Origin of the sequence: Tardiphaga sp. vice304, assembly GCF_007018905.1 — a bacterium.
GTDB lineage: Bacteria > Pseudomonadota > Alphaproteobacteria > Rhizobiales > Xanthobacteraceae > Tardiphaga.
On the sequence record NZ_CP041402.1, the window covers coordinates 2,231,476 to 2,245,263 of the forward strand.

The following is a 13,788-nucleotide window of genomic DNA, read 5'->3' on the forward strand; positions in this document are numbered from 1 at the left end:
CTCCGTCTTGCATGAAGGGGGGCGATTCGCGGCGTCCGGACCTGACGGAAGACGCGCTTCGCGCTTTTGCCCGGCCCGCCCAGACAGACGAGACCCAGCCCATGAGACTGCCCCGCGAGATCGGCCCCATCCACTTCGTCGGCATCGGCGGCATCGGCATGAGCGGCATCGCCGAGGTGCTGTGCAATCTCGGCTATACCGTGCAGGGCTCCGACGCCTCCGAGAGCGCCAACGTCAACCGGCTCAGAGAGAAGGGCATCGTGATCCATGTCGGCCACGCCGCCGAAAACGTTGCCGGCGCCGACGTGCTGGTGGTCTCCACCGCGATCAAACGCGATAATCCCGAATTGATGGCCGCGCGTGCGCAGCGCATCCCGGTGGTGCGCCGCGCCGAAATGCTGGCCGAGCTGATGCGGCTGAAGAGCTGCGTCGCCATCGCCGGCACCCACGGCAAGACGACGACGACCTCGATGGTTGCGGCGCTGCTCGACGCCGGCGATCTCGATCCCACCGTGATCAATGGCGGCATCATCAACGCCTACGGCACCAATGCGCGGCTCGGCGCCGGCGAGTGGATGGTGGTGGAGGCCGACGAGAGCGACGGCACCTTCCTGAAGCTGCCGGCCGACGTCGCCATCGTCACCAACGTCGATCCCGAACATCTCGACCATTTTGGTACTTTCGAAGCCGTGCAGGACGCGTTCCGACACTTTGTCGAGAACGTGCCGTTCTACGGCTTTGCCGTGATGTGCATCGATCATCCGGTGGTGCAGAGCATCGTCGGCCGTATCGAGGACCGCCGCATCATCACCTATGGCGAGAACCCGCAGGCCGATGCGCGGCTGGTGGATCTCAAGCCCGCCAATGGCGGCTCCGCCTTCACCGTCGCGTTCCGCGATCGCAAGGCCGGCACCACAGAGACCATCACCGATCTCGTGCTGCCGATGCCCGGCCGCCACAACGCGCTCAACGCCACTGCGGCGATCGCCGTGGCGCATGAGCTCGGCATGTCGGGCGACGCGATCCGCAAGGCGCTGGCCGGGTTCGGCGGCGTCAAGCGCCGCTTCACCAAGACCGGCGAATGGAACGGCGTCACCATCATCGACGATTACGGCCACCATCCGGTGGAGATCACCGCCGTGCTGCGCGCCGCGCGGGAATCCACTACCGGCAAGGTGATCGCCGTGGTGCAGCCGCATCGCTTCACCCGCCTGCAGTCGCTGTTCGAGGAATTCTGCACCTGCTTCAACGACGCCGACACCGTGATCGTCGCCGAAGTCTATCCGGCCGGCGAAGCGCCGATCGCGGGCATCGACCGTGATCACTTCGTGCTCGGCCTGCGCGCGCACGGTCACCGCGAAGTGTTCCCGCTGCAGGACAGCGCGGGGCTGGCGGCGCTGGTCGCGGGCGTTGCGAAGAGCGGCGACACCGTGGTGTGCCTGGGTGCGGGCAATATCACGCAATGGGCCTATGCGCTGCCGGGCGAATTGAAGGCGCTGGGGTAGCAACGTCGATGTTCATCGCTGACATCGCCACACACGCCGCTGCGCTCCCTCCCCCCTTGCGGGGGAGGGTCGGAGAGGGGGGGCCACAAGCGACGTCGCCCATGGCACCCCCACCCCCGGCCCCTCTCCGCCTAGCGAAGCTTCGCTTCGCGCGGGGGGAGGGGAGCACTGCTCGCGTGCCCCGAGGCGAAGAAGCGGCATTTGCTCGCATACAGACACAAAAATGACCTTCCCCGACCTCACTCCGGACCTCAAAGCCGCCATGCCCGAACTCCGCGGGCGTTTGCTGGCGAATGAATCGCTCGCGCCGCTGACGTGGTTTCGCGTCGGTGGTCCCGCGCAAATCCTGTTCACGCCGGCGGACGAAGATGACCTCGCATACTTCCTCTCGAACTTGCCGCGCGACATTCCCGTTGCCATGATCGGTGTCGGCTCCAACCTGATCGTGCGCGACGGCGGCGTGCCGGGCGTCGTGATCCGGCTCAGCCCGCGCGGCTTCGGTGCGACGGTCGCGAATGGCGATTGCATCACCGCCGGCACCGCCGCGCTCGACAAGCGCGTCGCGGAAGCCGCGGCGGCGGCTAATATCAGCGGGCTGGAATTCTACTTCGGCATTCCCGGCACGATCGGCGGCGCGTTGCGGATGAATGCCGGCGCCAATGGCGGCGAGACCAAAGACGTGCTGATCAAAGCCACCGGCATCGGCCGCGATGGCGCGAAGCATGTCTTCGACAATGCCGCGATGGCGTTCGTCTATCGCAATTCCGGCGTTGATCCGCAGGTCATCTTCACGTCCGCGACCTTTCGCGGACGTATCGCCGAGCCGTCCGCGATCCGGGCGCGCATGGACGAGGTGCAGGCGCATCGCGAGACCGCGCAGCCGATCCGCGAAAAGACCGGCGGCTCGACGTTCAAGAATCCGCCCGGCCATTCCGCCTGGAAGCTGGTCGATGCCGCCGGCTGCCGCGGCCTGCGGGTGGGTGGCGCGCAGGTCTCGGAGATGCACTGCAACTTCCTGATCAACACCGGCGACGCCACCGCCGCGGATATCGAAACGCTCGGCGATACCGTGCGGGCGAGGGTGCTGGCGCAGTCAGGAATCGACCTGCACTGGGAAATCAAGCGGATCGGCGTGAAATAGAACTGTCATTCCGGGGCGCGAGAGCGCAGCTTGAGCGAACCCGGAATCCCGAGATGGGAAGATGCACATCTCGGGATTCCGGGTCTGCATCAGCCGGCTACGCCGTCTGCTGCATCCCGGAATGACAGCTTGTGGATATAGCGCGCTACTTCGCGGCCGGCGTAGCCGTCGGCTCCACCGGCGCCACCACATCGCTCAGCGACAACAACTTTTCCAGCGGCAGCGGCGAGACGCGGAAGCTGCCCTGGAAGGGGTGCTCCTGCAGCGCGATCAGGCCGAGCGCCACCACCGCGGCGGTCGAGAACACGGTCAGCGCGGCCAATAGCGCGCGAGGCTTTTCCAGATGCACCAGGCCCAGCGCCACCTGCGTCATGAGGCCGAGGATCAGCACCGAGATCCATTTCAAATCATTGGTCTGGTCGGACGACAGGCTGAGCCGGTCGGTACGCGCGGTGCCGACACGGACCGCCGCGTTGAGCAGTGCGCTGTGCACCGCCGCGCTGGCATCGCGGGTGATGGTGGGATCGCTGACCTCGCGCAGCAGCGTGTCATAGGCGGTCGAGGTGGCCGCGGCATTGCCGTTGCCCATCATCTGCGGCCATTCTTCCTGCGCCGCGCTGCGGGCATAGTCCTTCAGCGCCATGCGGATCTCGCGCATGTCGGTCACGGACGCCACCGACAGCGTATAGATGTTGCGCAATTCGCCGGCCTCGGTCTGCACCGCGCGCAGCGCCTGGCGGTTGCGTTCGCCGATGTCGTTGGCGAGAAAGCCGGTCAACAGCGCGAACAGGATCGCCACCGCCGAGAAGAACGGCGCCACCACGCCGTTCAGCGACAATACCCCGCGCCGCACCGGCGAGCGGAAGATCAGCCCGGCCAGCGCCCAGGCAGCGCCGAAATACAGCACGAATAGCGTGGCAAAAATGCCAATGGCCGGCAGGTCGAGCCAGGCTCGGATCATGAACGTCTCCTGATGTCGCGGAAGGCTCGCGCTGGCGGCGCAAATCAGCAATATCTGACTCGCCATGCTATGGGCATCGACGAGGCGAATGAGGGTGAATCGATGGTTGAGTGGGACAGAGCAAAGCGCATCACCATCCTGTTCGGTGGCTTGAACAAGGAGCGACTGGTCTCGGTGGCCTCCGCGCAGGCGCTGCACCGCGCGCTGCCCGATGCCGAACTGTGGTTCTGGGACGCCGACGATCAGGTCTATCCGACACAGCCGTCCGCGCTGCTGGGTCACGGCCGCCCCTTCGAAGAAGCCTTTCAGCCGGGCTCGGCCAGCCTCGGCCGGCTGACGCAGGCGCTCGATCAGGCCAAGGCGGAGAACCGCGTGCTGCTGCTCGGCCTGCACGGCGGCACCGCGGAGAACGGCGAATTGCAGGCGATGTGCGAGATGCGCGGCATCCCTTACACCGGCTCCGGCTCGGCATCGTCCAATCTCGCCTTCGACAAGGTGGCGTCCAAACGTTTCGCGGCGATTGCCGGCGTGACCATCGCCGAAGGCATCGCGCTGGACGATCTGGAAGCAGCGCTCGCCGAACACGGCAAACTCATCGCCAAGCCGGCGCGCGACGGATCGAGCTACGGCCTGATCTTCGTCAACGCCACGCAGGACATCGCGGCCGTGCGTGCCGCCGCGCGGACCGAGGATTATGTGATCGAACCGTTCGTCGCCGGAATCGAATCCACCTGCGGCGTGCTGGAGCAGGCCGACGGCTCATTGCTGGCGCTGCCACCGATCGAGATCATCCCGGCCGAGGGCGGCTTCGACTACGAGGCCAAATATCTGGCGAAATCGACGCAGGAAATCTGCCCCGGCCGGTTTGCGCCGGAGATCAGCGAAGCGATCATGGCAGACGCGGTGAAGGCGCACCGGGCGTTGTCGTGCTCGGGCTATTCGCGCTCGGATTTCATCGTGTCAGGGAAGGGCCCCGTCTATCTCGAAACCAACACGCTGCCCGGGCTGACGGCAGCCTCGCTCTACCCCAAGGCGCTGGCCGCCCAGGGCATCGGCTTCGTGGAGTTTTTGCAGGGGCAGCTGGCGCTGGCCGTGAAGCGGGCGGCTGGTGCTTCGTAGCCCGGATGGAGTTTGCGCCGGCGCTCGCAGAGCAAAGTCGGAAACGCAAGCCGGGGCCGGCCTAACCGCGGAAGCGGTTTTCCCTTATTGCGGCCTCGCGACGCAAGGGCGCCGCGCTGCCTCCATCCGGGCTACGGCTCCGCGCGCGCTTGCCCGGCATCGCGTGTCTCCAAAGACTCGGTTCCGCTAAACTCTTGCATAACCGCATCTAATCGTGCCCTGCGCGGACCCTCTTTACACTTTGTTTACCAGGAAGTCCGAAGGTTAACGCTGGCGGCGCTGGTGCGTCTGGCTGCCGAGGCGTGAGCGTGCGGAGTTCCGTAGCGAGCATGGCGTCGGCGTCCGGTTCACGGTGCCATGGTCCGCGATGACGCGGGCCTAACAGATGACGAGCTCGTGCAATGCTTGGTGCAGGACGCCTTTCCCGGTCGGATCGACCGCAGGGCCCCCAAACTGACCTGAGGCTGGCGGCCCGCGGCGCAGCGATCCTGCTGCGCGAGCAGCTGGCTCCGCTTGCGCGTTTTCTCAGCCAGCCGCGCGCCCGCAAGGCGGCGATCCGCGAGCAGAACTCGAACCGCTTCATCGCTGCGTTCGAGCGTTACGTGCCGCGCCGTGTCGGCATTGCCGCCACCGTCCTGATGCTGCTCGGCAGCGTCGCGCTCGGCGTCGTCAATGGCGGTCACGTCGAAGAACTCACCGAATTCCTCTCGGATACCCGCAACGCCGCGGCCAATGCCGCCGGCTTCCGCATCGCGTCGGTGACGCTGAACGGCCGCAAGCAACTGACGCAGGACGAAATCCTCGCGATCGGGGGCGTCAACGGCCGCTCCTCGCTGCTGTTTCTCGACGCCGCCACCGTGCGCGACCGGCTGAAGGCCAATCCGTGGATTGCCGACGCCAACGTGCTGAAACTGTATCCCGACCGGCTGCAGATCGACGTCACCGAGCGCACCGCGTTCGCGTTGTGGCAGCAGGATGGCCGCCTGGCCGTCGTCGCCGCCGACGGCGCGGTGCTGGAAAACTACGTTTCGAAACGCTTCACCACGCTGCCTTTGGTGGTCGGCAAGGGCGCCGACACGCGCGCCCGCGATTTTCTCGCGCTGCTGGATCGCTACCCGCAGGTCCGCGCCGTCACCCGTGCCGCGATCCTGGTCGGCGAGCGGCGTTGGAATTTGCGTCTGACGGACGGGCTCGACGTGCGCCTGCCGGAGAACGACGTCGGCAATGCGCTGGCGATGCTGAGCCAGCTCGACAAGGAAGATCATTTGTTCTCGAAAGATATTGTCGCGATCGACATGCGTCTGTCCGACCGGCTGACCGTGCGGCTGTCGGAAGACGCCGCAAAGGCCCGCGACGAGCTGTTCGCCAAGGAGAACAAGACGAAGAAGAAAGCAGGCGCGGCATGACCGGGCTTGATCGCACCCAGGCACCGAAGACGCGCCAGATGGCGCCGAACCGCACCGCGCTGGTGGCGTCGCTCGACGTCGGCACCAGCAAGATCGCCTGCATGATCGCGCGTCTCAAGCCGTGCGCGCCGAACGAGGCGTTGCGCGGTCGCACCCACGCCGTCGAACTGGTCGGCTACAGCCAGATCCAGTCGCGCGGCGTCAAGTCCGGCGCCGTCGTCGACATGGGCGAATGCGAGCAGGCGGTGCGCCAGGCGGTGTCGCTGGCCGAACGCATGGCGAAGGCCCGCGTCGAATCCGTTCTGCTGTCCGTCTCCGCCGGCCGCCTGCAGGGCCAGTTGATCGAGGCGTCCGCCGACATCAAGGGCAGCGCCGTCACGGCTGCCGATGTCACCCGCGTGACCTCCACCGGGATGAAACACGCCACGCCGCCCGGCCGCACCGTGCTGCACGCGCTGCCGGTCAGCTATTCGCTGGATGGCGTCAAGGGCATCCGCGATCCCAAGGGCATGGTCGCTTCGCAATTCGGCGTCGACATGAACGTCGTGACCGCCGACGCCACAGTCGCGCGCAACCTGATGCTGGTCGTCGAGCGTTGCCATCTCAATGTCGAGGCGATGGCCGCGTCGCCTTACGTCGCCGGCCTGTCGGTTCTGACCGACGACGAAAGCGATCTCGGCGCTGCCGTCGTCGAGATGGGGGCAGGGACCACCACGATCGCGATCTATTCCGGCGGCCGTTTCGTGCATGCCTCCGGCTTTGCGGTCGGCGGGCAACACATCACCATGGATATCGCCCGTGGCCTGGGTTGCTGCATCGCGGATGCCGAGCGAATCAAGACGTTATATGGCACGGTACTGACGGGTGGATCGGACGCGCGCGAAGTGATGAACGTGCCGACGGCTGGCGATAATGACCGGGACTTTCCGCAGGTCGTGACCCGCGCCACCATCGCGAACATCGTGCGGCCCCGCGCCGAGGAGATTTTTGAAATGGTCAGGGACCGGCTGGCGGATTCGCCGTTTGCAGCAGAGCCGCGGGCGCGCGTCGTGCTGTCGGGCGGCGCCTCGCAGCTCACCGGTCTCGCCGAACTCGGCAGCCAGGTTCTCGGCCGTCCGGTTCGCATCGGACGTCCGCTCGGGTTCGGCCGGCTGCCCAATGAGGCCAAGAGCGCCTCGTTCGCGGTGCCGACGGGCCTCCTGGTCTATCCGCAATTCGCCCATCTTGAGCACGTCGAGCCCCGCTACACCCGCCAGCTCAAGACCGGCACCGGCGACGGTTATTTCGGAAAGGTCGGGCGATGGCTTCGCGAAGGCTTCTGATGGCGAATTTTCAGCCGCAATTTTTTTCCACTTCGACGCTTTCGGCTTCCCGCCGCGGGCATGACCAGACAACGCGCGCGTAATCGAGAGGCAATCACATGACACTCAATCTCACCCCCCCGGATATCGCCGAACTCAAGCCCCGCATCACCGTGTTCGGTGTCGGCGGCGCCGGCGGCAATGCCGTCAACAACATGATCACCGCCGGCCTGATGGGCGTCGACTTCGTCGTCGCCAACACCGACGCGCAGGCGCTGACGATGTCGAAAGCGCAGCGCATCGTGCAGATGGGCACCGTCGTGACCCAGGGCCTCGGCGCCGGTTCGCAGCCGGACGTCGGTGCGGCCGCCGCGCAGGAAGTGATCGACGAGATCCGCGATCACCTGTCGGGCGCCAACATGGTGTTCGTGACCTGCGGCATGGGCGGCGGCACCGGCACCGGTGCAGCCCCCGTCATCGCCAAGACCGCGCGCGACATGGGCATCCTCACCGTCGGTGTGGTGACCAAGCCGTTCCACTTCGAAGGCCAGCGCCGCATGCGCACCGCCGAGTCCGGCATTGCCGAACTGCACAAGGTGGTCGACACGCTCTTGATCATCCCGAACCAGAACCTGTTCCGGGTTGCCAACGAGAAGACCACCTTCGCCGACGCCTTCGCGATGGCCGACCAGGTGCTGTATTCGGGCGTCGCCTGCATCACCGATCTGATGGTCAAGGAAGGCCTCATCAACCTCGACTTCGCCGACGTCCGCGCCGTGATGCGCGAAATGGGCAAGGCGATGATGGGCACCGGCGAGGCCACCGGCGAGAAGCGCGCGCTGACCGCGGCCGAAGCCGCGATCGCCAACCCGCTGATCGATGATTCCTCGATGAAGGGCGCCCGCGGCCTCTTGATCTCGATCACCGGCGGCAAGGACTTGACGCTGTTCGAAGTCGACGAAGCCGCGACCCGCATTCGTGAAGAAGTCGATGCCGACGCCAACATCATCGTCGGCGCGACCTTCGACGAGACCCTCGACGGCGTGATCCGCGTCTCCGTGGTGGCCACCGGCATCGACCAGTCGCTGCTGGCCCGCAATGCCGCGGCGCCTGCCGCCGCCGTGACCAATGCCGTCGCCGCCAACCCGGACAACCGTCTCGCCGACCTGACCGCCAAGCTGCGCGCCGACAATCAGCGCGCCGTCGCCTCTTCGGCACAGCAGGCCGACGCGCCGCGCCCGGCCGCCGCACCCGCGCCGCGTGCGCCAGCCAGCAACCATGAACGTGCCGCTCTGGCCGCCATCGCCGCCGCGGTTTCCCCGGACGCCCACCTGCCGGTCGCCCAGGTTTCCAGCCAGCCGGCCTCCTATGGTGACGTGACCGTGCGTCCGATCGCCCAGAAGCCGTCGCTGTTCCCGGAGACCGCCCCGCGCATGGAAGCCCATGAGCCGGCGCCGCCCGAGCAGTTCATCCCGCAGGCCGCCGAACGCGCCCCGCTGCGCGCGCCCCGGATGCCGAAATTCGACGAACTGCCGATGACGGCGCAGAACGAGATCCGCCAGGCCCGCGGCGAGACCTCGGAAGACGAGCCGCAGAAGGTGCGGATGTCGCTGCTGCAGCGTCTCGCCAATGTCGGCCTCGGCCGCCGCGAAGAGGACTCCGAGCCGGCCCGCCAAGCGCCGGCGATGGCCCCGATGCCGCCGCTGCCGGAACGCAAGCCGCAGCGCAGCGTCTCGCAGCAGATGGGGGAGCCGGTGTCGGAATACGCCCGCCGTCCGGCGCCGCAGGGTCTGGATCAGCATGGCCGCCCCGCACCTGTGGCCCCCGCGCCACAGGGCGACGACCATCTTGATATCCCGGCCTTCCTGCGCCGCCAGACCAACTGAGCTTTGTTACAATCATGACGACGACAAAGGCCCCGGCAGCGATGCCGGGGCCTTTGTCTTTGCTGCGCTGCCGCATCAAACTCTTTGTTAAGTATCTGAATTTAAAACATTAATCAGGTATTTGCGATTTCGCGTGGATTTGAAACATGCGGAAACGATGGCAAAGTCGGTCAACGCTTGGCTCGAATGCGGCGGACGTTGGGTAACAATCAGTAAAAAAGCGTGAGTTGGCGCACTTTGTGGCAGCCGGTATGGTTGCCGCGACTCGGGGAATTCAGAAACGCCGGTCGGCAGATCTGAGTGAGTCGCAGGTGGGGTTAGAATGAAATTCAGTCGTCAAACAACGCTTTGGTCGCAAGCCACCGTCACGGGTGTCGGCGTCCATTCCGGTTTGCCCGTCAGTCTGACCCTGTCCCCCGCGCCTGTCGATGCAGGCTTTATTTTTGTCCGTACCGGCCTCGATGGTCCGGACCGCGAAATCACCGCGAACGCCAAATCCGTCACCGCCACTGCCTTCGCCACCGTGCTCGGCGATCGCGAAGGTCCGCTGGTTTCCACCGCCGAACACGTTCTCGCCGCCTTGCGCGGCATGGGCGTCGATAACGCCACCATCGAAGTCGATGGCCCGGAAGTGCCGATCATGGACGGCTCCGCCGCCCCCTTCGTCGCCGCCATCGACCAGGCCGGCATCGTCGAGCAGGCCGCCCGCCGCCGCTTCATCCAGGTGCTCAAGCCGGTGCAGGTCGCGATCGGCGATTCGTTCGGCGAAATTCGCCCTCATGCAGCGGGCTTCCGCGCCGAAGTCGAAATCGATTTCGCCAATCCCATCATCGGCCGCCAGAACTACATCCTCGACCTCAACCCGCAGAGCTTCCGCCGCGACATCGCGCGTGCCCGCACCTTCGGCTGCATGAACGATGTCACCCGCCTGTGGAGCGCCGGTTTCGCGCTCGGCGCCTCGTTCGACAATTCGGTGGTCTTCGACGACGACCGCCTGCTCAACACCGAAGGCCTGCGCTTCACCGACGAATGCGTCCGCCACAAGGTGCTGGACGTGGTCGGCGATCTCGCACTGGCCGGCCTGCCGCTGCTGGGCGCCTACCGTTCGGTCCGCGGCGGCCACAAGCTCAACAACGCGGTTCTGATGGCGTTGATGGCCGATCGCTCGGCCTGGAAGATCGTCGAAGCCGACCAGGTCGCAGCCCGCCGTCCGCGCGCCGAGGTTGCCGGCGGCATGCTCGGCGGCATGATCGCCCCGGCCTTCGGCCCCGACGTTTCCTGACACGCTTGCCCGGACGTCTTGGCGTCCCGACACCTCCGGTAACTATAACCCGCTGTATTGCCGCCATCTTCGCCTTAATCCCGGCGAAAAGGCTGCGTATCCGGTTGGTTAACGGAATTTATCAGGCTAAACAGGCGCGCGGTCTTGGCAGCTACGGGCACGTAGCCGGCTAGTCCGCATTTCAGCGTTGAACGCGCAGGCACCGCATACAGGCGTCAGGTCTCATCTATGTCGACACAGCGTATCCCGCTCGAATCGCGCAGCTCCTTCCGCCGGCTGGTGTTGGCCTTGGGCCTCATCGGCTTCGCCGTTCCGCTCAGCGGCTGCGGCACCGGCGCGCTGTGGGACAAGTTTGCGTCCAAGGACGAGACCTTCGTCGAGGAGCCCGCCGACAAGCTCTATAATGAGGGCCTTTACCTCATGAACCAGAGCAAGGATCCGAAGGCCGCGGCGAAGAAGTTCGAGGAAGTCGATCGCCAGCATCCCTATTCCGACTGGGCCCGCAAATCGCTGTTGATGTCGTCCTACGCAGCCTATGAAGCGGGCGACTACGACACCGCGATCGGGTCGGCGACGCGCTACGTCACGCTGCATCCCGGCAGCCAGGACGCCGCTTACGCGCAATATCTGATCGCCGCCTCGCATTACGACCAGATCCCCGACATTTCCCGCGATCAGGGCCGCACCGAAAAGGCGATGGCCGCGCTCGAGGAAGTGGTGCGCAAATATCCGACCTCGGAATACGCCACCTCCGCCAAGAAGAAGCTGGAAGGCGCCCGTGACCAGCTGGCCGGCAAGGAAATGTCGGTCGGCCGCTATTACGCGGACAAGCGCGACTACACCGCCGCCATCAACCGCTTCAAGACCGTCGTGACGCAGTACCAGACCACCCGCCACGTCGAGGAAGCCCTCATGCGCCTTACCGAGGCCTATATGGCGATCGGCATCGTCGGCGAGGCGCAGACCGCCGCCGCCGTGCTTGGCCACAACTTTCCTGACAGCAAGTGGTACAAAGACGCCTATAATCTTGTAAAGTCCGGCGGTCTCGAGCCGAGCGAGAACAAGGGGTCTTACCTGAGCAAGGCCTTCAAGCGATTTGGCCTCGGTTAGGAACTAGACCCCCATGCTGGCCCGTCTTTCGATCCGTGACATCGTCCTGATCGAACGGCTCGATATCGAGTTTGCCCGCGGTTTGGCGGTGCTGACCGGCGAGACCGGCGCAGGTAAATCCATTCTTCTCGATGCTTTCGCGCTGGCGCTGGGTGGCCGCGGCGATGCCGGGCTCGTCCGCCACGGCGTCGAACAGGGCCAGGTCACGGCGGTGTTCGACCTCGCGAAGGGCCACCCCGCGCTGGCGATTCTCGCCGCCAACGGCTTTGAAGACACCGGCGAGATGATCCTGCGCCGCGTGCAGCTTGCCGACGGCCGTACCCGCGCCTTCATCAACGACCAGTCCGCCTCGGTGCAGACGCTGAAATCGGTCGGCGCAGCCTTGGTCGAGATCCACGGCCAGCACGACGAGCGCGCTTTGGTCGACGCCGCCACGCACCGCCGGCTGCTCGATGCCTTCGCCGGCCTGGACAAGGACGTGCTTTCTCTCGAATCGCTCTGGGAGGCCCGCAAGGCCGCCTACGCAACGCTGGAGGCGCACCGCGCCAACATGGAGCGCGCTGCCCGCGACGCCGACTATCTGCGCCATGCCGCGGACGAGCTGAAGAAGCTGAAGCCCAAGGACGGCGAGGAGACCCAGCTTGCGGATCGTCGCACCGGCATGATGCAGGGCGAGAAGATCGCCGCCGACCTGCGCGAGGCGCAGGACGCCGTCTCCGGCCACCATTCGCCGATATCGACGCTGGCCGCCGCGGTACGCCGGCTGGAGCGCCGCGCCGGATCGTCGCCCGCTCTGGTCGAGCCCGCCGTGAAGGCGATCGACGTCGCCATCAACGCGCTGGAGGAGGCCGACCAGCACCTCACCGCAGCCCTGATCGCCGCCGACTTCGATCCCTCCGAGCTGGAGCGCATCGAGGAGCGGCTGTTCGCGCTGCGCGCCGCGGCGCGCAAATATTCGACGCCGGTGGATGGCCTGGCCGCGCTGGCCGCAAAGTTCATAGCGGACGTCGCGACCATCGATGCCGGCGCCGGGCAGTTGCAGGGGCTGGAGACCGCCGCTGCCACTGCCGATGGCAAGTACAGCGCCGCGGCCGCCAAGCTGTCGGCATCTCGCACCAAGGCGGCCGAGAAGCTCAACAAGGCGGTCAGCGCCGAATTGGCGCCGCTCAAGCTGGAGCGCGCCAAATTCATGACCCAGGTCGAGACGGACGCGAAGAACCCGGGGCCGCAGGGTATCGACCGCGTCGAGTTCTGGGTGCAGACCAACCCCGGCACACGTGCCGGCCCAATGATGAAGGTCGCCTCCGGCGGCGAGCTGTCGCGCTTCCTGCTGGCGCTGAAAGTGGTGCTGTCCGACAAGGGCTCCGCACCCACGCTCGTGTTCGACGAGATCGACACCGGCGTCGGCGGTGCGGTGGCCGACGCCATCGGCGCGCGGCTGGCGCGCTTGGCCGGCAAGGTCCAGGTGATGGCGGTGACGCATGCGCCGCAGGTCGCGGCGCGTGCCGACCAGCATCTGCTGATTTCCAAGGACGCGCTGGACAAGGGCAAGCGCGTCGCCACCAGCGTCAACACGCTGGCCGCCGACCCCCGCCGCGAGGAAATCGCCCGCATGCTGGCGGGGGCAGAGATCACGGCGGAAGCCAGAGCCGCCGCCGACCGGCTGCTCAAGGGCGCGGCTTAAGCCAAAAACCGTCATTCCGGGGCGCGAGCGCGCCAGCGCGAGCGAACCCGGAATCCCGTTGTGTTTTGCGCCGTTCCGCCGAACACTCTGCCGTCATGCCGTATTACGTCTACATGCTGGCATCTAAGAAGAACGGTGTGCTGTACATCGGCGTCACCAACGATCTCGTTCGCCGCGTCTATGAGCACCGGACGCATGCGGTCAAAAGCTTCACTTCGCGATACAATGTCGACTCGCTGGTCTGGTTCGAGATCTACGACGATCCGCTGACTGCGATCACCCGTGAGAAGGAACTCAAGAAGTGGCGACGCGCGTGGAAGGTCGCGCTGATCGAGGCCGGCAATCCCGAGTGGCATGATTTGTATGCCTCGATCGTGTAAGAGCAATCATGAT

11 protein-coding genes are annotated in these 13,788 nt (G+C 66.0%); 10 read left to right on the forward strand and 1 reads right to left on the reverse strand.

Annotation, left to right across the window (positions count from 1 at the left end; all coding sequences use genetic code 11):
- Positions 1 to 101 precede the first annotated feature (101 nt).
- Together murC and murB are read left to right on the forward strand one after the other, a co-directional pair.
- Positions 102 to 1,505 (forward strand): UDP-N-acetylmuramate--L-alanine ligase, encoded by a 1,404-nt coding sequence (gene murC, locus FNL56_RS10615; protein WP_143572676.1) that lies wholly within the window; start codon positions 102 to 104, stop codon positions 1,503 to 1,505.
- A gap of 223 nt (positions 1,506 to 1,728) precedes the next feature.
- Complete coding sequence (murB, locus tag FNL56_RS10625; protein WP_143572678.1) at positions 1,729 to 2,646, forward strand: UDP-N-acetylmuramate dehydrogenase; 918 nt, start codon at positions 1,729 to 1,731, stop codon at positions 2,644 to 2,646.
- A gap of 145 nt (positions 2,647 to 2,791) precedes the next feature.
- Here murB and FNL56_RS10630 read toward each other — a convergent pair whose 3' ends face one another.
- Positions 2,792 to 3,607, reverse strand: coding sequence for a bestrophin-like domain (locus FNL56_RS10630; protein ID WP_143572679.1), 816 nt, complete (start codon positions 3,605 to 3,607; stop codon positions 2,792 to 2,794).
- A gap of 102 nt (positions 3,608 to 3,709) precedes the next feature.
- Between FNL56_RS10630 and FNL56_RS10635 the strand changes: the two genes are divergently transcribed.
- The 8 genes from FNL56_RS10635 to FNL56_RS10670 all read left to right on the forward strand — a co-directional run bounded on the left by FNL56_RS10635 (position 3,710) and on the right by FNL56_RS10670 (position 13,775).
- Positions 3,710 to 4,726 carry a D-alanine--D-alanine ligase family protein gene (locus FNL56_RS10635; protein WP_143572680.1) on the forward strand — a complete coding sequence of 339 codons (1,017 nt, stop codon included), beginning with the start codon at positions 3,710 to 3,712 and terminating at the stop codon, positions 4,724 to 4,726.
- Positions 4,727 to 5,127: 401 nt separating this feature from the next.
- Positions 5,128 to 6,132 (forward strand): cell division protein FtsQ/DivIB, encoded by a 1,005-nt coding sequence (locus FNL56_RS10640; RefSeq protein WP_143572681.1) that lies wholly within the window; start codon positions 5,128 to 5,130, stop codon positions 6,130 to 6,132.
- The gene (gene ftsA / locus FNL56_RS10645; RefSeq protein WP_143572682.1) at positions 6,129 to 7,454 is read left to right on the forward strand and encodes a cell division protein FtsA; all 1,326 of its coding nucleotides are present in this window, start codon (positions 6,129 to 6,131) and stop codon (positions 7,452 to 7,454) included. Before FNL56_RS10640 ends, ftsA begins: the two co-directional genes overlap by 4 nt.
- 98 nt (positions 7,455 to 7,552) lie before the next feature.
- Positions 7,553 to 9,319 carry a cell division protein FtsZ gene (gene ftsZ, locus FNL56_RS10650; protein ID WP_143572683.1) on the forward strand — a complete coding sequence of 589 codons (1,767 nt, stop codon included), beginning with the start codon at positions 7,553 to 7,555 and terminating at the stop codon, positions 9,317 to 9,319.
- 322 nt (positions 9,320 to 9,641) lie between these two features.
- Positions 9,642 to 10,601: a UDP-3-O-acyl-N-acetylglucosamine deacetylase gene (gene lpxC, locus FNL56_RS10655; RefSeq protein ID WP_143572684.1), complete on the forward strand. Its 960-nt coding sequence runs from the start codon at positions 9,642 to 9,644 to the stop codon at positions 10,599 to 10,601.
- Positions 10,602 to 10,829: 228 nt separating this feature from the next.
- Positions 10,830 to 11,711: an outer membrane protein assembly factor BamD gene (locus FNL56_RS10660; protein ID WP_143572685.1), complete on the forward strand. Its 882-nt coding sequence runs from the start codon at positions 10,830 to 10,832 to the stop codon at positions 11,709 to 11,711.
- A 13-nt stretch (positions 11,712 to 11,724) separates the two neighbouring features.
- Entirely contained in the window at positions 11,725 to 13,395 is a 1,671-nt protein-coding gene (gene recN / locus FNL56_RS10665) for a DNA repair protein RecN (protein WP_143572686.1), read from the forward strand.
- A gap of 95 nt (positions 13,396 to 13,490) precedes the next feature.
- The gene (locus tag FNL56_RS10670) at positions 13,491 to 13,775 is read left to right on the forward strand and encodes a GIY-YIG nuclease family protein (protein WP_143576118.1); all 285 of its coding nucleotides are present in this window, start codon (positions 13,491 to 13,493) and stop codon (positions 13,773 to 13,775) included.
- The last annotated feature ends 13 nt before the right edge of the window (positions 13,776 to 13,788 follow it).